Origin of the sequence: Bifidobacterium sp. B4142 (assembly GCF_026537325.1) — a bacterium.
In the GTDB taxonomy this organism is placed as follows: domain Bacteria; phylum Actinomycetota; class Actinomycetes; order Actinomycetales; family Bifidobacteriaceae; genus Bombiscardovia.
Genome location: NZ_JAFNMJ010000001.1, coordinates 574,471 through 594,037, shown reverse-complemented (window position 1 = coordinate 594,037; position 19,567 = coordinate 574,471). Strand labels below are relative to the sequence as shown.

Sequence of the window (19,567 nt, the reverse complement as noted above, 5' to 3'; positions counted from 1 at the left end):
ATCATGGCGGACAAGGTACTGGTCATCGGGTCGGGAGCCAGAGAGCACGTTATCGCCACCACCCTGCTGTCCAGACCAGGAGTGGATCGGGTCTGGTGCGCCCCGGGCAACCCGGGTATGGAGCCGGACGGCATCAGCCTGCTGCAGGAGGATTCCTCGCAGCCGGAAAAACTGATCGCTGCAATACGCGAGCTTGGAATCGACTGGGTCTTCGTCGGACCCGAGGCTCCTTTGACGGCTGGATTGGTCGACGAACTGCAGGCTGCCGGCATTCCAGCCTTTGGACCTACCAAGGCTGCGGCCCGCATCGAGGGATCCAAGGGCTTTGCCAAGGACCTGATGCGCAGGCATGGGATTCCTACCGCTGACTATGCGGTCTTTCATGACTTGGACAGTGCCAAGTCCTATGTGCACTCGCACGGCGCCCCGGTCGTCATTAAAGCTGATGGGCTGGCAGCCGGCAAGGGTGTGACGGTGGCCGCTGACCTTGACCAGGCCATACAGGCCCTGGATGACATCTTCATCGATCATAAGTTCGGACAGGCTGGAGCCCAGGTGGTCATCGAGGATCAGCTGGTGGGTCAGGAGTGCTCGCTCATGTGTTTCGTCAGGGGCGAGCAGTTCTGGCCCATGCCCCTGTCACAAGACCACAAGCCCGCCTATGACGGGGATCGGGGTCCCAACACCGGCGGCATGGGGGCTTACTCCCCTCTGCCGCAGTTCGGTCCAGAACTGACCCAAAAGGCCTTGGACACCATCGTGGCCCCCACCGTCCGGGCCCTGGCCCAGGAAGGCAGTCCCTTCACCGGTGTCCTCTACACGGGATTGATGGTCACTGACAAAGGCCCTCAGGTCGTCGAATTCAATGCGCGACTGGGCGACCCGGAGACCGAGGTGGTGCTGCCCGCCCTGACCAGCGACCTGGGCACAGCCGTCCGTGCGCTGATGGAGGGCGGAGAGCCACAATTCACCTGGGACGAATCCCACAGCCGTTTGGGGGTGGTCCTGGCAGCCCAGGGCTATCCCGGCAATCCCAAGACCGGCGTGCCCGTACCCTTGATCGCCCCGGAGCAGGACCTCAAAGCCTACTATGCCGGAGTGTCCGGCTCAGCCTCAACTGGTCTGACGTCCTCCTCCGGAAGGACCGCACTGGTGGTGGCCCGAGGCGACGACCTGGCTCAGGCAGCCCACCGTGTATATGACCGGCTGGACGGATTGTCGATGCCGGGCCTCTTCTATCGGCACGACATCGGCCACCGCGGTCTGGAGGCCTAATTAGCTGAGCTGGTCGTGCTCTCGCTGTCCTTATCCTGGGTTTTCTCCTCGAGGCGGGCTTGCTTCTTGGCCTCTTCCTTGGCCTGACGCTCCATTTCGGCCTTCTGCCGGGCGGCATCCGAGCGGCGGGTAGGCGTGGTGTTGAAGCCAGTCCCCTGCAGGTAGTGCTTGCCGGCCATGATGTCGTACTGGATCAGCTTGTAGTCGTTCAGGAGCTGTCGGGTGGCCTTGTCGAAGTCTCGGGCATTCATGGGCTGGCCCTGGGCATTCAGATAGTTGGTCTGCCCTGCCGGTATTCTGTTCCAGTCCTGGATCTGGTTGGCCACCGGAGGCTCGATAGCGCTGATCTTGTCATGTAGCTCGGTTAGAAAGGCCGTAAAGGGCGAGACCTTGGCATCCATGTGCTCGGCCGCCTGGGCCTGGAAGAAGTTGGGCGAGGAATAGGCACTGTTGCTTACCTGCGTTCCCGAAGCATTCGAAGCTTTGTTAGACCAGATAAAGTAATCGGTCAGATGCAGGGCCAAAGAGTTGCGCTCGTCCCAGCTCGCCGTGCCATAGATGCCAGGCAGGTGATCCCCGTAAAAGACCACGGTGACCGGCTTGCTCTGGGAGTCCAGGCTGTTCAGAAAATCGGCGGTAGCCTGATCGCTCAGGCTGACCCCCTTGGCGTAGGTACGTATGGATTGCATCTCATCGTCGCCCAAGGGCCTGTTGGGGTCGGATGAACTGACCGAGAAGCCGTTGTTGTCATACCAGTCGTTGTAGGGCATGTGATTCTGCATGGTGATGACCTCGACGAACTGGTTGCCCCTGTCGTCGCCCATCTGCTCCAAGGCGGATTCGTAGGCGGAGCGATCCCCCACATACTGACTGCGGTCGATGCGGTCCTGGTGGGCTATCTGGTCAGGGCCTGTCAGTGAGTAGAAGTGCGAGAAGCCGAACTTCTTGTAGTTCTCGGCCCTGGAATACATGGAGGATTCATAAGGATGGAAGGCCAGGGATCTGGATGGCGTCCCCCAAGCCTGATTGACCGTGGGTATCCAGTTCAGGTGAGGGATAACCTGCTGATAGGGGGAGGTCAGCGAGGGATCGAAGTTGGCCATGGACAGGCCGGTCATGGCCTGGAACTCCAGATTGGCCGTTCCCCCGCCATAACCGGAGGAGAGCATGAGCCCGCTGGTGGTCCCCTCCTTGATGGATCTGATATGAGGCATGGGGTCCTGGTTGAGCGCGACGCCCGGCACCCGTGTGGGATCCGAGAACGACTCGGAGAGAATGTAGACCAGGCTCGACTCATTCATATAGGACTTGCGGTCATGATTGATGCGGTCCGCCGAAAGCTGGTAACGGTGGGCCAGAGACTGCATGGTGGCGCGGCTGTATCCTGCGGGCTGGTCCATGACCTTGGGTCGCAGCTGCCGGGAGAAAGATACAAAAACGCCGTTGCGCTGGGCGTCATAGACCGAGTCCCACATGGAGGGTTTGTCGCCCATGAACTGTGAGAAACGGTAGGCGGGACTGCCGTAGGTGCCCACAGTGGACATGAACACCGCCACCACCAGAACCGGCACCAGAACACCCGCCGTACGGAGTCCCGCGCCCAGGGGCTTGTTGCCGGTGGCTACCGGACGACCGCGACGGGCATCCATCCGTGTCACCACCCAGCAGAGCACGCCGAGGACGATCAGGGCCACGACACCCAGCCCGATCATGATCAGGGACCGGGCCGGCAGGAAGGAGACCAGGTTGGCCGCATCAGCATGGAGGAAATCCAGATCCGAGGGCAGGATGGCCTCGTAGCGGGCGCGCACCTTGAAGCGCTCGATGATCGCAATGACCGCGCAGATGGCCAGAATCAGGCCTGATGCTGCCCAGAAGCGATTGGTCAGGTAGGCCAGCGCCAGGTAGACCAGACCCACAGCCAGCATGTTGAGCACCAGGACAAACCGACGCTGGGTCCACATGGCCGAGATGAAGCCCCAGAAGCCGATCAGCGGGTTGGACAGCTCTACGCGGGAACTGTTCAGGGAGACCCCCCACTGCAGGATGCCCACTGACAGGAAGTCAACCAGGATGAAGGCAAGCAGGTAGACCCACCCGCGTACCTGAAGACGTCCGGTCATGTTCTGCATCCAGGATGTCCACCGGCCGGGCTGACGCTTACGATCCTTCACCGCATACTCCTGACTTTGGCGACTAGGCCCACTGGGCCTTTACCGATACCTGTGCCATTGTTCCCATCAAGGACGACAAGCCCCTTGAAAACACCCTTTAGCGAACAAAGAGAACCAATGGAATCATCATGCCTTGGCCCCCGGCACCTGTTGGACCAGGGCGCTGATCCAATCCTCCAGGTTCCGGTACTTATCGGGGCGCTGCTCGCTGACCTCGAAGACCGGAACATGCGACTTGTGAGCCTCAGCAGCCAGCTCCTTGGAGGTTCGATTGACTTCTTGGGTGTTAAGGACCAACATGTCCAAGCGTCCGGATGCCAGCAGATGACGGAAGGCCACCAGGTCTTCAGGCGAGGGCTCGCTCTCGTTGGCGGCCGCCCGCAGGTACCCCTCTGGGGTCAGATCCTCCATGCCCAGATCATGGCAAAGATAGTAGGCTGCCGATTCCGTGGCCGCGTAGTGCCGTCCCTGGGTCTGTTTGCGCGTATCGGCAATCAGATTGTCCAGCCGGGCCTGTCGATCTTGCCAGTCCTGGTAGGCCTTATCAAAATCGGCATCACGGCCTGGGCGCAGCTGCCGGTATGCCTCATGCACGGCCTTGGCTGCTGCCCTCCTGTCCTGGGAGGAGAACCAGAGATGGGGGTTGTCGCCGGTCTTGCGCCCTGATGCCTTGGATACGTCCACCAGCTTGGCCTGCCCTGTTTCCGCGGCCTTGGCAGCCCAGTCGTCGATGCCGGCCCCGTTGACGATGACCAGGTCTGCACGACTGATTCGGGCGATGTCAGCCGTTGTCGGCTCATAGTCATGGGCGTCAGTCGAGGTGTTGCTCAGAATGGTATCCACACGGGCCTGGTCGCCGCCCAGATCCACGGCCAGGGACTGCCATTGGTTGATGCTGGCCACCACCTGCAGAGGGCCGGGTCCTTTGGACGACGAGGACGATTCGCTCTTTCCGCAACCTGCCAGACAGGTCAGCAGGGTCAGTCCGACCAGAAGGGCGGCGACCAAGGTACGAGTCCGGCGGAGGCATAGGCTGCTGGCTTGCATGAATAGGGAGTTCCTTTCTGGCGACGGCACGGGACGGACCTGCCGCCAGGTCCACCGACCGTTACTGAGATTGATTATCAATAAATCTACCATAGACGAACCCATGACCGGAAACTGTAGAGGCGGCCTTGGCGAGAATGCGAGAATGAATGACTGTTCAAATGGCAGCCGTGCGACCGGACACTCCCTATACTGAACTGCGGATGTATTTTGGTTGGAAGGAATGGCATGGGTGCATGGCTGGCAAGGGTTCATCTGACCCAGGGGTGGCTACCTGCGTCAATATTTTCGCTGACAGCCCTGGCCCTGATCGTGCTGGCACTGACCGGACTGACGCACGGACGCTGGCGGACTCTGCTGCGTCAAGTGGCCATTGCCCTAGGCATAGGAGCCTTGGGACTGTTGGCCACCTGGCTGGTCTCCGACGTCTTTATGCTCTTCGGCGTCTCCCTGGGCTGGATGGTCATCATCAGCGTGGCCTTGGGATTTCTCGCAGTTGGGTTTGCTGTCTGCATCCTGATCACTGCACGTGGCTGGCGACGGATTCTGGCCGCCCTGACCGTCCTGCTCTGTCTGCTGTCCACCGGGCTTCGTGTGGATATCATCTACGGGGAGTTCACCACTCTGGGGTCCCTGTTCAGCGTCTCCCTCTACCCCGACTACAGCGACCATAAGGCAGCCAGACCGGCCATGAGCGTAGCCCAGTGGCGATCCTTGGCCTCACGGGGCGAGCTGCCCTCGCACCCCAGCGTCGGCCGCTCCTATAGCATGCGCATCCCCAACAGCCGCTCCCGATTCGCAGCACGGCCAGCTGATATCTACCTGCCGCCCGCCGCCTTGAGCGACAAACCGCCCGCGCTGCCTGTGTTCGTTCTTCTAGCCGGTCAGCCCGGAAGCCCCGACCGCCTCTTCACTGCCGGAGCCATTCCAGCCATGATGGATGCCTACGCCGCCCAGCACGACGGCCTGGCACCAGTGGTGATCTCCCCCGACCAGAACGGTTCATCCTCTCACAACAGTCTTTGCGTGGACTCACCCGTGTATGGGAAGGCCGAAACCTACCTGAGCAGTGATGTTCCCGCCTGGATCCGCGCTGAACTGCCCGTCGCCAACCAACCCCAGCAATGGGCCATTGGCGGATTCTCCCAGGGCGGGACCTGTTCCACACAGCTTGGGGCACGGCATCCCAAGGTCTACGGCAACATGCTCCCAGCAGACGGAGAGCTGGAACCGACCCAGGGTCGGCAGGAGCAGATGATCCGCGACTACTTCGACGGCGACAGGAAGCGCTTCCTGGCCCAGGTACCGGCCAGGGCCATGCTGGAGCGGGCACCATCCCACCAGCTTCTGTTTACCGCGGCCGGGTCCAATGATAAGGAGTCCCAGCACAACATGATGGTCATTGCCAAGGCCGCCAACCGGGCAGGCATGAAGGTGCGGGCCGTCATCACCCAGGGGTCGGGCCATGACTGGCATACCGTCAAGACCGCTTGGAAACCCGGACTGGAGTGGGTGGGCGAAGCCATGGGACTAGGGCCTATGTCCCGACCAATTGAAGATTTTCCGAACATTATCGAAACACACATCGGTTGAACCGCCGACAGGTCAGAGCGTCCAAACCGATAAGCAGAAAGAGCCGCCGCAATCATGGAGACAACACATAAGGGATCCGGACTGATGGAGCCTTCGGCCAAGACCGTGCTTCTGGGGGACCTGACCCGGTGGGTCAGACGTCACGCTCTTGCACTGGCTTTCAGCCTTGCACTGGTCCTGCTCAACCTGATTAGCTGGCTACTGATCTGGCTGCTGCGCATCCCCGGCAGGACACGGCTGGGCATGCCGCTGTCCGACCTGATCATTCACCAGGTTCCTCATCCGGTCCACAGCCAAGGTCGTCCCTCGTTACTGGTTCAGTTCGCACGGCTGCTGGTATCCTTGGTCATCACTCCTGGCCCCTTGCAACTGGTCATAGATGTGGCCCTGGTCTTGGTCATGCTGTGCATCGCCGAGACCCGGCTGGGCCGCAGGCGCACCGTGTTGGCGGCGGTCATCAGCGCCATAGGCGGCGCGGCTGTCGGGCTGATCATCTGCACCCTGATCAATGCCCTCCAGGACCACTGGGGCTGGTTCATCCGAGTGCCCATGACGCTCAGCCCCATCATCCTGGTGGTCGGATCCCTGATGGCCTCCATCCCCTTCAGCGACTTCCTCTGGCGGCGCAGGATCGCCACCATAGGCTACACGGCCTTGATATTGATAGTGCTGTATACCGGTAACCCCGGCTACTATTGCGCCCTGGCGGCAGCACTGATCGGCCACTTGACCGGCCACCTCTGGCACGGACCGGTCCAGGACGCCAACCCGCACGGCCATAGCGGCTCCTATGAAACCCGCCACCTACTGGGAGCCATTTCCACGGTTCTGGCTCTTGGCCCCCTAGTCACCGTCTCCTCCAGGATCCGTGCGGGATTCTTCACCCCGCTGGGCATGTTCCTGGGTTCGGACCCCGGCGGTAGCGCTGCCCTGTCACGATGCCTGGCCGAGAACAACCAGGCCAGCTGCTATGCCCAGTATGGTCTGGTCGCCGGCCGAGCACCCACCGGCGTCTCGTCCCTGATCATGCCCACCCTGGTACTGCTGGTGGTGGCTTGGGGTATTTACCATGGCCGCCGGGTTGCCGCTGTCACGAGTCTGGTCCTCAACACCCTGACCATCGTCCTGGCCGTGCTCTATTTCCTGGTCTTCCCCCTGACCATCGGCGATGGCCTGTCGCGGGTCATCCACCACGGTGCCCTGCCCTCCCTGCTGATCATCACCCTGCCGCCGCTGATTCTCAACTGGTTCCTGGCACGCAACCTGCGCATCTTCCTAGTGCGAACCAAGACCTCGCGTCTACAGGTGGGCTGGGCAGCCATTGTCCTGGCCTTCCTGGCCACGGCCATGGGTTATCTGGCCTTCACTGCCGCAAGCCCTGGATCCTTCCACCCCTGGCCCACCACCGGCAGGGCACTCTCCCAGCTGCCCGAACTCTACCTGCCCAATGGAGTGGCCTCACGCTTCCGCCCAGCCCTGACACCGCGCACACCCACCGGGATCATCGTCAGCCACGGGGTTGGACTGATCTTCTGGCTGGTGGTCCTGCTGGTTCTGCTCTCCTGGATGCGCAGCTCGGTCATCCAGAACGGCAGCGAGCGCCAGGAGGCCGATCTGCTGGTCGAGTACGGGGGCGAGAGCATGTCCTTCATGACCACCTGGGAGGGCAACAGCTACTGGTTCTCTGACAGCGGCCGCTCAGCCATTGCCTACCGGCTCCTGCACGGCATAGCCCTGACCACCACTGGTCCATTCGGCGACCCTGACGAGTATGCAGACGACCTGGACGAATTCACCCGTTTCTGCAACGCCCACTCCTGGTCACCGGTCTTCTACAGCGTCCACAAGCCTCAGCGCGATCTACTTGCCTCTCGTGGCTGGTCCACCCTGACAGTCGGCTCGGAGATGGTGGTCACCCCCAGTCTTTGGCAGACCAAGGGCAAGAAGTGGCAGGACATTCGCACAGCCATCAACAAGGCCAAACGCGACAAGATCACCGACGTGTTGACCACATTCAACGATGCCTCATGGGATGTCCAGTCGCAGATCGTGGACATCTCCGAGCAGTGGGCCGAGCTCAAGGCCCTGCCCGAGATGAAGTTCACCCTGGGCGGCCTGGATGAGCTGAGGGACCCGCGCATGGCCATCCTCTACGCCGTGGACGACCAAGGCAAGGTGTTGGCCGTGACCAGCTGGATGCCCACCTACCGCCAGGGCCTGGTAATTGGATGGACCCTGGACTTCATGCGGCACAGGACCGACAGTCCCAATGGGATCATGGAGTTCCTGATAGCGCGGATGGCCGAGCGACTGCGCGACCAGGGCACAGCGGAATTCATGAGCCTCTCAGCCGCTCCCCTGGCCGGCATGGACAGCAGTGAAGACGATGGGGATGATCAAGGCGAAGATCGGACTGCCTTCCTGCAACATGCCCTGCATCTGGTGGCCGATCTGATGGAGCCAGCCTATGGCTTCCGCTCGCTCTTCTTCTTCAAGAAGAAGTTCCAGCCCAGCGAACACCCGGTCTATATCTGCTACCCCGACCCGGCCCAGCTGGCCCAGATCGGACTGGCCGTAGTCCAGGCCTACCTGCCCAATCTCAAGGCTTCGCAGGCCTGGGATGCCATCAAGACCATCATGCCCAAGGGCCGGGAGGATCACTGACATCCACCTGACCAGAGTGGTCCCGACAGCTGCTGCACAGCCCGTAGACCTCCAAGGTGTGCGAGGAGACTGTAAAGCCATGTTCAGCCGCCACAGCCTTCAGCCAGCCATCATCGGGCGGGCTAATTTCGACGGTCCTGCCACAGCGTTCACAGACTAGATGATGGTGGTGCCTCCGCTGAGCCAGGCAGACTCGGTAGAGGCGGATACCTCCATGCTCAATGCAGTCCAGGCTGCCGGACATATGCAGGGAGCCCAGCTGACGATAGACCGTGGCCAAGCCGATTCGCTGGCCCGAATCCCGAAGAAGCCTGTGCAGCTCCTTGGCTGAGACGAAGTCGTTCTGGGTCTGAAGAACCCTCCAGATGGCGTTCTTCTGCCGCGTCTGACGGCCGACGGATGAGCCAGCGTTCATGATTAGACACACTCCTTGGGCTCCACCAAGCCTACATCCGGATTGCCGGGTCGGATGTGAGGATTCGGTTCAGTCCGGGTCGGACCAGCAGCCTGTGGCCTCCAGGTCCTGGGCTGTCTGCTCCGGATCGTCGGTCAGCACCGTCAGGTGCCCCATCTTGCGGTCGGTGCGCACTTCGGCCTTGCCGTAATCATGCAGGAACCATTCGGGATGCTCACCCAGCAACTTCCTGACCGGAGCCACATGCTGGCCAAGAACATTGACCATGACCGCAGGGCTGAGCAGGCGAGGATTGGGCAGGGGCCACCCGGCGATACCCCGAACATGGGCATCAAACTGATCCATGGAACAGGCCTCGATGGTGTAATGACCGGAGTTATGGGGGCGCGGGGCCAACTCGTTGACCACCAGACCGCCATCGGGCATGACAAAGAGCTCAAGGGCCAAGGTCCCGGCCAGCTTGAAGCCGTCAGCCAGAGTCAGGGCCATGTCACGCGCCCGGTCCGCCATCCCAGGGTCCACCTTTGCAGGTGCCAGAGTCATGTGGAGGATGTTGTGACGGTGCTCGTTGCGGACCATGGGGAAGGTCACGTAATCCTTCCCGTTGCCTGAGACCAGTATGGAGGCCTCGAAGGCAAAATCCACGAACCCCTCCAGCACGGAGGGCGGGAAGTCCCGACCCTTCATCCGCGCCTGCAAGGCCTGCAGATCCTCATTCGTGCGCAAGACCGCCTGGCCGTGACCATCATAGCCGCCGGTTCGTGTCTTGAGCACAGCGGGCATTCCCAGCTCCTTCAGGGCTGCGTCAAGCTGATCAAGGCTGTCAACCTGCCTCCAGGGGGCCGTATCGATGCCATGGCGGTTGATGAAGGTCTTCTCGTGAACGCGGTCCTGAGTGACTCTGAGCAGGTCGGTCCCCTGAGGGATGGCCACACGGTCCCTCACCTGATCCAGTGCGTCGGCATCCACGTTCTCGAATTCGTAGGTGAGTACATCGCTGCGTTCGGCAAGCCGCTTGAGGGCTTCGAGGTCGCCATAGTCGGCCGTCTCCTGAAAATCGGCGACCTGGGCCGCGGGAGCATCGGGCGTGGGATCCAGCACACCGATGCGGAATCCGTGGCAGCGGGCGCTCAGAGCCATCATCCGTCCCAGCTGGCCGCCACCTACGATCCCGATGACGGATCCCGGCTCCAAGTGATCGATTCTTCCCTTGGTTTCCTCAGACAAGCTTGGCATTGGAAGCCTCCACGGATCGGGCCAGCTCGGCACGGTAGTCATCCAGGGCCTGAGCCAGTCTTGGATCATTGATAGAGAGAATCGAAGCCGCCAACAGACCGGCGTTGGTGGCTCCGGATGCGCCTATGGCCGTGGTCGCCACAGGAATGCCGGCAGGCATCTGCACGATGGACAGGAGCGAATCAACCCCGCTCAGTGCATGGGACTTTACTGGCACCCCGATGACCGGCAGCGTTGTCTGAGCCGCCACCATCCCAGGCAGATGGGCTGCTCCTCCAGCCCCGGCAATGATGACCCCTATGCCCTGGCTCCGGGCCTGATGCGCGAACTCCGCCATGCGCCCGGGTGTGCGATGGGCGGAGATGACCTCCTTGGTGTAGACGATGGCGAACCGGTCCAGCATCCGACAGGCTTCCTTCATCGTCTCCCAGTCGCTTGATGACCCCATGATCACTGCGACGCGTGCCCCTTCATGTGTATTGTCAGCCATTGGCCCTCCAATGTTCATGCACATCCGATACTACGCAAGGCCGGGGAGAAGCCGACCAATCGTGACGGTCCTATGGATGTAAGGGCCGGGCCTGGTGAACATAAGGCCTTCAGCGGCTCCAAACCGCTGTCTCAGATTTAGAATCATTGGATTGCATTACGAAAACAGACAGGAGGGTTATGGGCAAGCTTCTGGACAGCATCGACTCACCACAGGATCTGAAGATCCTCTCCCTGGAAAAGCTGGATCGACTGGCCGACGAGATCCGTCAGCTGCTGATCAGCTTCTGTCGACGTCACGGCGGCCACCTGGGCTCCAACCTGGCCACCATCGAGCCCATCATCGCCCTGCACTACGTCTTCGATATGCCTCATGACCACCTGATCTTCGACGTTTCCCATCAGGCCTACACCCACAAGATCCTGACCGGTCGGCGCCGGGCCTACACGGACCCTGAGTCCCAGGAGGATCTTTCCGGATTCACCTCACCCAAGGAGAGCCCCTACGACGACTTTATGCTGGGGCATACCGGCACCTCCATCGGCTTGGCCTGCGGAATGGCTGCCCAGCGGGATGCGACCGGAGGCAGGGCCAACATCATCGCCTTCATCGGGGACGGCTCCCTGAGCAGCGGGCCGGCATTCGAGGGGCTGGACTGGGCTGCAGAACAGGGCGGCAACCTGATCATCGTAGTCAATGACAACGAAATGTCCATCGCTGAAAACCACGGGGGGCTCTACAAGAGCCTGGCGGCCCTGCGTGCCAGTGGGGGACGCAACCCGAACAATCCCTTCCGCGCCCTTGGACTGGACTACCGCTACGTGGAGGAGGGCAACCGAATTGAGGATCTGATCGAGGCTTTCCGTCAGGTCAAAGACACTGACCATCCGGTGGTGGTTCACATCCACACCCGCAAGGGCCTGGGGCTGAGCCAGGGCAGCCAGAGGCAAATCGGCCCAACTTCCCTGCCTGATTTGCCAGCTGAAGGTCCTGTGGAGGCCAACCACTGGCAGGACGGCCTGGACTCTCTGAACCGTCTGCCCAACTCACGGAAGACCTACGGAAGAATGGCCATGCAGGCCCTGGAGGCCAGGTTCCCGCAGGAGCCGGGCCTGACAGTCATCTCCCCCGCTACGCCGCTGTCCAATGGCATCGATCCCGACTTCCGCCAACGGGCCGGAAACCACTACCGGGACGTGGGCATCGCCGAATCCCATGCGATAGCCTATGCCGCGGGCATCGCCAAGGCCGGAGGCACGCCTGTAGTTGCCACCTCAGCCACCTTCTTCCAGAGGGCCTACGACCAGATCGAGCAGGAGATGGCCTTGAACGGCAGTGCGGTGACCCTGCTGGTCTTCTCCACCGGCGTTGCCAAAACCGACGCTACACATTCCGGCACAGCCGACATGGTCATGATGCGAGGCATCCCCGCACTGACCTGCCTGGCTCCGACCAGCGGGGTCGAGTTTTTGGACATGCTGGCCTGGGCCACGGGTCCGGCCCGGCAGCCGGTGGTCATCAGGGTACCCGGCGAGCGCACGCTGGCGACTGAACGCGCAGGCAAGCCGATAGCGCCAGCGACCTCCGATCCCACCTCCGGAGGGCAGCCTTGGGATCGTTACCGCATCCTGCAACAAGGTAGGACAGTGGCCTTGCTGGCTCTCGGCGATGCCCTGCCGCTGGGCCATGACCTTGCTGATTCCTTGGAAAGGTCCACGGGACTGAAGCCCACACTGGTGGATCCTCATCGCTATGACCGCTTGGATAAGCAGACCTTGGACGCCCTGGCCAGCACCCACTCTCTGGTGGTCACCATCGAGGACGGCCAGCTGGACAGCGGCTGGGGACAGGCCGTGGCAGCCTACTACGGGCCTGCTCGAGTCCGCACGCTGTCCTTCGGAGCGGCCAAGGAGTTCAATGATCGGGTACCCCAGGCTACTCTGCTGGAAAGGTATGGTATGACCGTTCCTGCAATGACCCAAGCCATATCGGATGCCCTTGTCGACCGGGCTTCATAGATCTGACCCGCCGGTGGACACAGGCGGGTACAATGAAAGGGTTTGGCCCCGTAGCTCAGCTGGATAGAGCAACTGACTTCTAATCTGTAGGTCGAGAGTTCGAATCTCTCCGGGGTCACCAGGCAAAGCCTTACTCCTGCTTACCTTTCAAGAGACCATACCCCACATCTATTCCATGCGATAAACGTAGACTTGTGTGCCATTTGTGTGCCATAATGCCCAAAAAAGAGGATCAGCGGCGAGTCTTGTATTCTCGCTCCAGGTCTCTGACGGTTTTCTCTGTGGCTCCGTACCTGATGGCGGCCATGTCGGTCCTGATCTGCTGGTGGAGTCCTGCGAGCCGCTTCCTCTCCTGCGGGCTTAGGCCTGGCTGCCGCTCCTGGTCGATGACCTGGTCGAGCCGCTTGTGCAGGAGGATGGTGAGGCGCTCGCGGCGGTCCTCCGGTGCGGGGATATATGAGGGGTGGTTGTCGGGCATCTGGCTGATGTCATCAGGGAGGTACATGCCTTGGATGATAGAGCAACCGGCGTTGGTCATCCGTCAGTGAAACGTGCCATACGGGAAATCGAGGAAGATCTGCACGGCACGATAAGACCAGCGTATCCTGTAAAGCCATATAGATAAAGGGTTAAATATATAATACAGGAATGCTGCTGTCTTTGATCTCGTCGCTGAGCCAACTTGCGCCATTGGGCACTTTCCTGGTTGCTGCATTCGTTGCAGTGTATGGGATCTATCAGTACAACGACGCTTCGCGCCCCAGATTGATAGCCTACGCAGAAACCACGGATATAAACGAAGAGAGCGGAGATGGCAAGATTTGGACCACACCTGCCGTGGTCATCGTGATTACGAACATGGGGAAACTACCCGCCACGGATATCCAGATCGCCATCAATCCTCCGTTCACTTCCGGTATGACCGAATATCCACGGAGGGGGCCACTGGCCGTACTGATGCCGCAAGCCAAGCAGGACCTATACAGACAGTTCTACACTGATCCGGTAGCCGGTGCGAAAGCTCTCACCAAGGAATATCGAATCACTTTCAAATACAAGAAACCCGGCAAAAGATGGCACTACATGCCTGAAACGCAGATCGTCAGGATGGACGACGCATTTTCGGACAGTAGCATCCGCTATAAAACGGGTGGGGTGTCCCCATCTTTAGAACAGGAGATCATGGACATACATGCCCCTTCCCCGATTGCTAAGAAGTAATAAAGAAATCGCCCCCGCTCCGGTCTCCCGGAACAGGGGCGAAATGATAGTGGGTTACTTGCCTGTGGTTGCCTTGGCTTGGCTGACGCCGATGCAGGCTGCTATGAGCAAGCCCAAAGCGTTGAGCGTGGTCACGATCGCGTCCACGTGGGGCAGGCCCAGGACCGGGCCGACCGTGTTGGTGAAGATGGCCAGTGCGGGCAGGACTACCAAGGCGATCCGTTTGAGCGTCTGGTACACCTTGTCGGGTAGCAGGTAGCCGTGATCCTGATCCTCTTGTGTCGTATCGGGCATGATTGTCACCTCCTTAATAGTTGAGGGTTTCACCCGGATAGATGAGGCCCGGGTTGCCGGACCGGTAGCCGTGCAGCCGGCTCTGGGGTATGCCGAGCCTGGCTGCGATGCCGGAGAGCGTGTCGCCAGGCCGCACGGTCACGGACCTGCCGCCGCCATGGCCTCCCCCGGTGGAGAGGCGCTGGCCGGGGTAGATCGTGTACGGTGCCCGGAGCCCGTTGATCCGTGCCACGGTGGGCCAGGAGCCGCCGAAAACGGCGCTGAGACTGTCGCCGGGGCGCACCACGTACACGCCGGAGCCCGTGCCGCCGCCATGGCCTCGCAGCCGTTCGTTGACCACGGCCATGACCTCGTCGTACCGGTTGCCCAGGAGGGCATGCCGTTGCGGGTCGTTGCCGTACTCGCCGCGGATGACCGCAGTGGCGATGCTCGACGCATCGCCTACAGGCGCACCCTGAGCGGGCGTGGGCGACGGGGACACCGGGTTGGGCTGGGTGCCGATGGGTGCGTTGGCATACTTGGCCCATGTTTGTGCATCCCCGTACCACCAGTTGACGTCCACCGCGGTGCCCACGCCGGGCACGTGCCCCGTGGAGGAGTACTGCCAGGCGGCGGCGAACGGCCAGGGGGCCACCGAGTAGGGCGGGGCTCCCGGGTCGCGCAGCCGCTCCCCCGTGTATCCGCGCGGATAGCCGGCCACCCACAGCCCGTAGTCGGCCCCGGCCACGGCACGCCAGTCGCCTGCGCTGATCGTGGACGCGGACATGTAGATGATGGGCTTGGTCCCCCAGTAGGAAGCCACCCGGTCCAACCACCGCTTCGCCCACGCCGTGTTGCCCCGCTGGGATGCGGGCGGCTCCCAGTCCAGGAAGGGGATCACCCCCGCATGCACCAGGCCACGAGCCTGGGCTTGCGCATTGAAGAAGTCAGCCTCAGCCTCCGGGCTGTTGCCCCGCTCTGGGCGCGCGTACCCGTAGGCACCGATGCGCAGGCCCGCGGCCCTGTTGGCCTGAAGCTGGCAGTCGGCTGCCGGGTTCACATAATCCGTGCCCTCGGTGATCTTCGTAATGCTGAAGCTGGCTCCCGAGTCCCTGGCGGCCTGCGCGTTGTAGCAGCCCTGCCAGGACGCATTGTCGAAGCCCGCATCCGCCCAGGCGACTCCAGGCGTGAGCATGGCCAGTACGGCCAGCACCCCGATGCCGATACGAGCGTACCGGGGCTTGGCCCGCGCATGACGCGCATGAGATAAACGCATGCATATCCTCCTAGTTTTTGGCATGAAAAAAGCCGCCCGGACGGGCGGCTGGAAACCTTGCTGATATCAGTCCACAGTGGGCAGGGCCTTGAGCTCCTCGTAGATCTTGGTGCCCGCCCCGTTGCCTCCCAGGCTGTGATAGGCCTGGTAGACGCGGTCAGCCTCCTCCATCACATCCAGGGGGATGCAGCGCAAAGGCACATACTTGGCGTGGATCTCCAGGAGCTCCGCTCTAAGGAGCGTGCGCAGGCCCGCCTCCACGGCCCGGTCGCGGGCCGCCTCCCTCTTATGGCTTTTCAGCAGCCACCCGCATGCGCCGCTGACCAGGGTCAGCAGGCAGGGGATCAGCGTCTGCACCAGATCCGCCACTGCCGGTCACTCCCCCGCCCTACTGGGCATGCCGGGCCGTGCCGGCAGCCTGCGCGGCTCCGCCTGGCACGGTCGGGGCATGCACGTCCTTAGCCTGCTCGGGGGTGGCATGCGCCGGCAATGTCCGGACGGGAGCCTGCTCCTGCGCTGGCATTGCCTGCGAGGCTGGCTCTTGCATGGCCGACGATCCGGCAGTCTGGGCGGAAGAAGGCAAGAGCATCTTGCCCGAGGCACCATAGTGGTAGGAGAGCGCATCCGTCATCCACAGGACGTTGAAGCGGATGGTTTCCACCCCGATTCGGCTCCCCAAAATATAGACCTGCTCGCCGATTAAGTCTGTGCGCATGACCTCGATGCGGAGAGGGCTTGTTCCGTTGAAAGTCCAGACGCCGGAGGAGTAGACGTCGTATGTGGGCTTGCAGGAGAGGGGTATCTTGATCCAGTATATCGTCAGAGAGTCTCGGCTGGACGCCGTTTCCGCCGGATCCAGCGAGTAGAACCCCTCGAGCTGGACTATGGTCCCGTGCCGGGTGATGGTAGCATAATCGCTGGCGTGGACCAGATGCGCAGTCGCAGGCGGCCTGAAGCAGTATTTTTCTTCATCCCCGCCGGCCCGCCGGCCGATCTGCGTCCTGGCTGCCCCGTCGTCCATCCAGGTGCCCTGGTACAGGCCGGCCTCGTCTACGACCACCAGGATGCACGGCGTGCAGGGGGCTGGCGCGGTCTCGCTGTCCACCGTGTAGGCGGGCAGCCGGCCGTCCAGGAGCGTCTTGCTCAGGTCCCCGATGCCTGTCTCCATGTGGCGGAGGCGCTCTGCCGAGATCGGCGTCTGCCCCTCCTCGCCGTTGGACCACTCCTGCTGCACGTACGGCTGCAGGCCTGTGGCCGTGCTGGTGCCGGTAGTAGTGCTGGTGTCGCTCATGATGCGTCCTCCTGTGTCGTGTCGATGACCGGGGCGGCGAGCCGGTAGCCGACCCAAAGCCCATGGTCCATGTGTCTGATCCCGGTGATGATGCGCCGCCCGTCCGGCTGCAGGCCCACCCTGCCCGGCCAGGCGTGCAGGCCCGGCCAGGCGGCCGGCCCCGGATACAAGGGGTTGGTCGGCTTGGACGACTCCACCAGCCAGACATGCCCCTCCCTTGGCTTGACCGGCGGCTCCGGGCCCAGGCTCAGCCCCTGGGCCGAGTCGATCCAGGAGCTGGCCCTGCGCGCCGCATCCTCCGCGGCCGACGCCTCCCCGGCCGCCCGGTCAGCCGACAGGCGCGCCTCGTCATGCAGGGCCTGCGCCTGCCCGCGTATCCGCTCCGCATCATCCCGGAAAGCCTTGGTGTCATGGCGCAGCCGCACCATCGGATCGGGGATCCCCAGATCCACCTTGTCGATGATCTCGTCAGTCAATGCAGCCTCCTTAGTCCGTCAGCGCCCAATGCCCATAGGCGACGAGCACGTGCTCCCCGTCCGGGCCGGACGCGTCCACCCTCCAGTCCCCCGACAGCCTGGACGCCCACGCCGCGCCCGTGAAAGCCTCGTAGGGAATGTCCACCAGCGCATAGCCGTCGTCCGTGGTCGTGCACGCCAGCCGACAGGCCACGCTTCCGTCAGGCAGGCTCATGCTCCAGGCCGCGGTCCATGCGCTCAGGTCCACGCCCGCATAGCCGCGCCCGTCGCGCCGGTCCCGCACCCAGCGGACCGCCAGATGCTCGTCCGAACCCCGATGCAGGAGCACATCCCCCCTGCCTACGCTCATGCTCACCACCGGCATCTCAAACCTCCTTGTAATCCACGCGCATGCTCAAAACCACCCGGTTATCAGGCCCCCGGTAGGCGCTGTCATCCGGGCAGCAAGCCTCCAAGGTCACCGACGCGCCCTGCGCCGCCTCCACATCCACACCCATCGCGATCAGCCGCTCCCCCGACAGGTCCAAAGCAGGCACCCCGCCCGTCAAGCTCCCCGACACCAGGTCAGGGCCCGCATACGCGGCCACCCCCAAGGCGGCAGCCACCCCGTCCACGCTGATCCTCAAACGCAGCGCCTGCCCCCTGCTCGACACCGCCACGCCCTGCGCCGACACGTGCAACAAGGCACGGCCCCAGCCTGGCGCGTAGGGCACCTGGATGGCGGCGATCCGGCTCCAGGAGGAGCCCGCCTGCCATCTGTAAACCTGTTTGGACACGACTTTGCCGGCGTATCGGGGCCTGGACGGCCACGAACCGGATGAGCCTCCGCTGGAGGACCCCCATACGGCTGCGGCGGTCTGCCGGATCTCCGTGCCTGTAGGCCTGTTGGCCTCGCGGGTTTCGCGCGCCTGCTTTTTAGCGGCGCGCGCCTGGTTGACGACCGGATCGGATATGCCCGGCATGTACTTGCGGACCGTCACCTGCACCGGCGTGGACCCGTCATTGGCTTGCGGCATCGTCATCATCTCCTCGCTGGGAGCATTGCAGGCTGAGCCAGTCGTCGTCGCTGCTGCCGTCGATGTCCGTGACCTTGAGCTTGAGGGTCTGCTCGCCCATATAGTCGTCCTCGATGCGCAGGTCCGCCCAGTCGCCCACATGCACGTCGTAGTCGATGCTGGCCTTGACCTTGATGGTCTCCTGCGGGGATGCGCCCACGGTCAGATCAGCCATGGCGTAGTCCTGCAGGGAGGCCAGGTCGCCGTCCGTGCTGTGCCCGGTGTCCGCATACTGCAGGAGCGGCCCGTCCGTAGCGATCCACCGGCGGGCCATGACAGTCTTGTCGTCCTCCTTGCCGCCGGTGATATACGCCTGCGTGCACATGGCCGACCCGGACGCGTCCACCCCCTCCAGATAGACGCGCTGGCCCGGCGCGGCAGAGCTCCACCGCCACCGGTGGTCGACGATCTCGGTCTGGGCGCGCAGCTTGTAGGCCATGGACCCGTCCTTGAGCAGGGTCGGGTCGAAACGCACCTCCGGGCCATGCTGCAGGCCGATGATGTCCTGGATCCGGTCGGATATGTAAGCCATGTCCCACGCGTAGTAGTCACGGTAGTAGGTACCGCCCTCAGGCTTGGGCAGGATGATGGGCAGGGGCGACCAGAGCATGGCCTCCTGGACCAGGCCGCGCACGATGTCAGGATAGGACCCGGCCACATGCAGCACGTAGTCGCCCGGATCATCGTCCTCGCCTGTCTTGACCACCCCGTCCCGCCAGTCTGAGGCGAGCCGGGAATTGAGAGCCAGCCGTTTGGTCAGCAGGGTCATGCCCCCGCCGGCGCTCAAAGACATCCTCCGGCTCTTGGCATCCCAGCTGATGTCAGTGAGCGGACCGGCGTGCAGGATCCTCGACCCGTCGGACACGGCCAGGATCACCGACCAGGGGCGCAGCCGATCATGCAGCCTCAGGCCCATGGACATGCGGGTGGCGTCCACCTCCACGCTCAGCGATCCGTCCTCATTGATCGAATCCGACCATCGGGCCGACGAGTAGGGCAGCCGCATCACATGCCGGCCGGTGACCGAGTCAAACACCTGCGCTTGCAAAGGGTCGGTCATGGG

19 protein-coding genes and 1 tRNA gene are annotated in these 19,567 nt (G+C 62.6%); 6 read left to right on the top strand and 14 right to left on the bottom strand.

The features are described 5' to 3' along the window. Positions 1 to 3: 3 nt before the first annotated feature. A complete protein-coding gene (gene purD / locus J3U06_RS02760; RefSeq protein ID WP_267444257.1) occupies positions 4 to 1,275 on the top strand; it encodes a phosphoribosylamine--glycine ligase in 1,272 nt (423 codons plus the stop codon). Here purD and J3U06_RS02755 read toward each other — a convergent pair. Continuing rightward, the gene (locus J3U06_RS02755; RefSeq protein WP_267444256.1) at positions 1,272 to 3,449 is read right to left on the bottom strand and encodes an LTA synthase family protein; all 2,178 of its coding nucleotides are present in this window, start codon (positions 3,447 to 3,449) and stop codon (positions 1,272 to 1,274) included. The two genes, purD and J3U06_RS02755, sit on opposite strands and share 4 nt — an antisense overlap. 126 nt (positions 3,450 to 3,575) lie before the next feature. Then, positions 3,576 to 4,496, bottom strand: a complete 921-nt coding sequence (locus tag J3U06_RS02750; protein ID WP_267430311.1) for a metal ABC transporter solute-binding protein, Zn/Mn family — start codon at positions 4,494 to 4,496, stop codon at positions 3,576 to 3,578. A gap of 228 nt (positions 4,497 to 4,724) precedes the next feature. On the opposite strand from J3U06_RS02750, the gene J3U06_RS02745 reads away from it, so the two are divergent. Both J3U06_RS02745 and J3U06_RS02740 read left to right on the top strand, forming a co-directional pair. After that, a complete protein-coding gene (locus J3U06_RS02745) occupies positions 4,725 to 6,089 on the top strand; it encodes an alpha/beta hydrolase (RefSeq protein WP_267444255.1) in 1,365 nt (454 codons plus the stop codon). A gap of 54 nt (positions 6,090 to 6,143) precedes the next feature. Beyond that, positions 6,144 to 8,753, top strand: a complete 2,610-nt coding sequence (locus J3U06_RS02740; protein ID WP_267444254.1) for a bifunctional lysylphosphatidylglycerol flippase/synthetase MprF — start codon at positions 6,144 to 6,146, stop codon at positions 8,751 to 8,753. Here J3U06_RS02740 and J3U06_RS02735 read toward each other — a convergent pair. The 3 genes from J3U06_RS02735 to purE all read right to left on the bottom strand — a co-directional run bounded on the left by J3U06_RS02735 (position 8,725) and on the right by purE (position 10,894). Next, positions 8,725 to 9,168 carry a Fur family transcriptional regulator gene (locus J3U06_RS02735; protein ID WP_267399609.1) on the bottom strand — a complete coding sequence of 148 codons (444 nt, stop codon included), beginning with the start codon at positions 9,166 to 9,168 and terminating at the stop codon, positions 8,725 to 8,727. The two genes, J3U06_RS02740 and J3U06_RS02735, sit on opposite strands and share 29 nt — an antisense overlap. A gap of 69 nt (positions 9,169 to 9,237) precedes the next feature. Further along, positions 9,238 to 10,404, bottom strand: coding sequence for a 5-(carboxyamino)imidazole ribonucleotide synthase (gene purK, locus J3U06_RS02730; RefSeq protein WP_267444253.1), 1,167 nt, complete (start codon positions 10,402 to 10,404; stop codon positions 9,238 to 9,240). Then, positions 10,388 to 10,894: a 5-(carboxyamino)imidazole ribonucleotide mutase gene (gene purE / locus J3U06_RS02725; protein ID WP_024626635.1), complete on the bottom strand. Its 507-nt coding sequence runs from the start codon at positions 10,892 to 10,894 to the stop codon at positions 10,388 to 10,390. The genes purK and purE overlap by 17 nt, the downstream gene beginning before the upstream one ends. A gap of 179 nt (positions 10,895 to 11,073) precedes the next feature. Here purE and J3U06_RS02720 point away from each other — a divergent pair, with 179 nt between their 5' ends. Then, positions 11,074 to 12,912, top strand: coding sequence for a 1-deoxy-D-xylulose-5-phosphate synthase (locus J3U06_RS02720; RefSeq protein ID WP_267444252.1), 1,839 nt, complete (start codon positions 11,074 to 11,076; stop codon positions 12,910 to 12,912). A 44-nt stretch (positions 12,913 to 12,956) separates the two neighbouring features. Further along, positions 12,957 to 13,033 (top strand) — tRNA-Arg (locus tag J3U06_RS02715). A gap of 111 nt (positions 13,034 to 13,144) precedes the next feature. Here J3U06_RS02715 and J3U06_RS02710 read toward each other — a convergent pair. After that, positions 13,145 to 13,390, bottom strand: coding sequence for a hypothetical protein (locus tag J3U06_RS02710; protein WP_267444251.1), 246 nt, complete (start codon positions 13,388 to 13,390; stop codon positions 13,145 to 13,147). A gap of 182 nt (positions 13,391 to 13,572) precedes the next feature. On the opposite strand from J3U06_RS02710, the gene J3U06_RS02705 reads away from it, so the two are divergent. Beyond that, positions 13,573 to 14,133: a hypothetical protein gene (locus J3U06_RS02705; RefSeq protein ID WP_267444249.1), complete on the top strand. Its 561-nt coding sequence runs from the start codon at positions 13,573 to 13,575 to the stop codon at positions 14,131 to 14,133. 54 nt (positions 14,134 to 14,187) lie between these two features. On the opposite strand, the gene J3U06_RS02700 is transcribed toward J3U06_RS02705, so the two are convergent. The 8 genes from J3U06_RS02700 to J3U06_RS02665 form a co-directional block, all read right to left on the bottom strand. After that, positions 14,188 to 14,427 carry a phage holin gene (locus tag J3U06_RS02700; protein ID WP_267444248.1) on the bottom strand — a complete coding sequence of 80 codons (240 nt, stop codon included), beginning with the start codon at positions 14,425 to 14,427 and terminating at the stop codon, positions 14,188 to 14,190. 13 nt (positions 14,428 to 14,440) lie between these two features. Continuing rightward, a complete protein-coding gene (locus J3U06_RS02695) occupies positions 14,441 to 15,682 on the bottom strand; it encodes a GH25 family lysozyme (RefSeq protein ID WP_267444247.1) in 1,242 nt (413 codons plus the stop codon). A gap of 66 nt (positions 15,683 to 15,748) precedes the next feature. Next, on the bottom strand, positions 15,749 to 16,051 hold the full coding sequence (locus J3U06_RS02690; RefSeq protein ID WP_267444246.1) for a hypothetical protein: 303 nt from the start codon (positions 16,049 to 16,051) through the stop codon (positions 15,749 to 15,751). A gap of 19 nt (positions 16,052 to 16,070) precedes the next feature. Next, the gene (locus tag J3U06_RS02685) at positions 16,071 to 16,973 is read right to left on the bottom strand and encodes a hypothetical protein (protein ID WP_267444245.1); all 903 of its coding nucleotides are present in this window, start codon (positions 16,971 to 16,973) and stop codon (positions 16,071 to 16,073) included. Further along, the gene (locus tag J3U06_RS02680) at positions 16,970 to 17,449 is read right to left on the bottom strand and encodes a hypothetical protein (RefSeq protein WP_267444244.1); all 480 of its coding nucleotides are present in this window, start codon (positions 17,447 to 17,449) and stop codon (positions 16,970 to 16,972) included. Before J3U06_RS02680 ends, J3U06_RS02685 begins: the two co-directional genes overlap by 4 nt. A gap of 10 nt (positions 17,450 to 17,459) precedes the next feature. After that, the gene (locus tag J3U06_RS02675) at positions 17,460 to 17,798 is read right to left on the bottom strand and encodes a hypothetical protein (protein ID WP_267444243.1); all 339 of its coding nucleotides are present in this window, start codon (positions 17,796 to 17,798) and stop codon (positions 17,460 to 17,462) included. 16 nt (positions 17,799 to 17,814) lie between these two features. After that, entirely contained in the window at positions 17,815 to 18,465 is a 651-nt protein-coding gene (locus J3U06_RS02670; protein ID WP_267444242.1) for a hypothetical protein, read from the bottom strand. Beyond that, complete coding sequence (locus J3U06_RS02665; RefSeq protein WP_267444241.1) at positions 18,449 to 19,564, bottom strand: hypothetical protein; 1,116 nt, start codon at positions 19,562 to 19,564, stop codon at positions 18,449 to 18,451. Before J3U06_RS02665 ends, J3U06_RS02670 begins: the two co-directional genes overlap by 17 nt. Positions 19,565 to 19,567: the final 3 nt, after the last annotated feature.

Bases quoted from the DNA above. Each gene is read 5' to 3' on its own strand.
- purD (WP_267444257.1), top strand. From the start codon at position 4: ATGGCGGACAAGGTACTGGTCATCGGGTCGGGAGCCAGAGAGCACGTT.
- J3U06_RS02750 (WP_267430311.1), bottom strand. From the start codon at position 4,496: ATGCAAGCCAGCAGCCTATGCCTCCGCCGGACTCGTACCTTGGTCGCC.
- J3U06_RS02745 (WP_267444255.1), top strand. From the start codon at position 4,725: ATGGGTGCATGGCTGGCAAGGGTTCATCTGACCCAGGGGTGGCTACCT.
- J3U06_RS02740 (WP_267444254.1), top strand. From the start codon at position 6,144: ATGGAGACAACACATAAGGGATCCGGACTGATGGAGCCTTCGGCCAAG.
- J3U06_RS02735 (WP_267399609.1), bottom strand. From the start codon at position 9,168: ATGAACGCTGGCTCATCCGTCGGCCGTCAGACGCGGCAGAAGAACGCC.
- purK (WP_267444253.1), bottom strand. From the start codon at position 10,404: ATGCCAAGCTTGTCTGAGGAAACCAAGGGAAGAATCGATCACTTGGAG.
- purE (WP_024626635.1), bottom strand. From the start codon at position 10,894: ATGGCTGACAATACACATGAAGGGGCACGCGTCGCAGTGATCATGGGG.
- J3U06_RS02720 (WP_267444252.1), top strand. From the start codon at position 11,074: ATGGGCAAGCTTCTGGACAGCATCGACTCACCACAGGATCTGAAGATC.
- J3U06_RS02710 (WP_267444251.1), bottom strand. From the start codon at position 13,390: ATGCCCGACAACCACCCCTCATATATCCCCGCACCGGAGGACCGCCGC.
- J3U06_RS02700 (WP_267444248.1), bottom strand. From the start codon at position 14,427: ATGCCCGATACGACACAAGAGGATCAGGATCACGGCTACCTGCTACCC.
- J3U06_RS02695 (WP_267444247.1), bottom strand. From the start codon at position 15,682: ATGCGTTTATCTCATGCGCGTCATGCGCGGGCCAAGCCCCGGTACGCT.
- J3U06_RS02685 (WP_267444245.1), bottom strand. From the start codon at position 16,973: ATGAGCGACACCAGCACTACTACCGGCACCAGCACGGCCACAGGCCTG.
- J3U06_RS02675 (WP_267444243.1), bottom strand. From the start codon at position 17,798: ATGAGCGTAGGCAGGGGGGATGTGCTCCTGCATCGGGGTTCGGACGAG.
- J3U06_RS02670 (WP_267444242.1), bottom strand. From the start codon at position 18,465: ATGCCGCAAGCCAATGACGGGTCCACGCCGGTGCAGGTGACGGTCCGC.
- J3U06_RS02665 (WP_267444241.1), bottom strand. From the start codon at position 19,564: ATGACCGACCCTTTGCAAGCGCAGGTGTTTGACTCGGTCACCGGCCGG.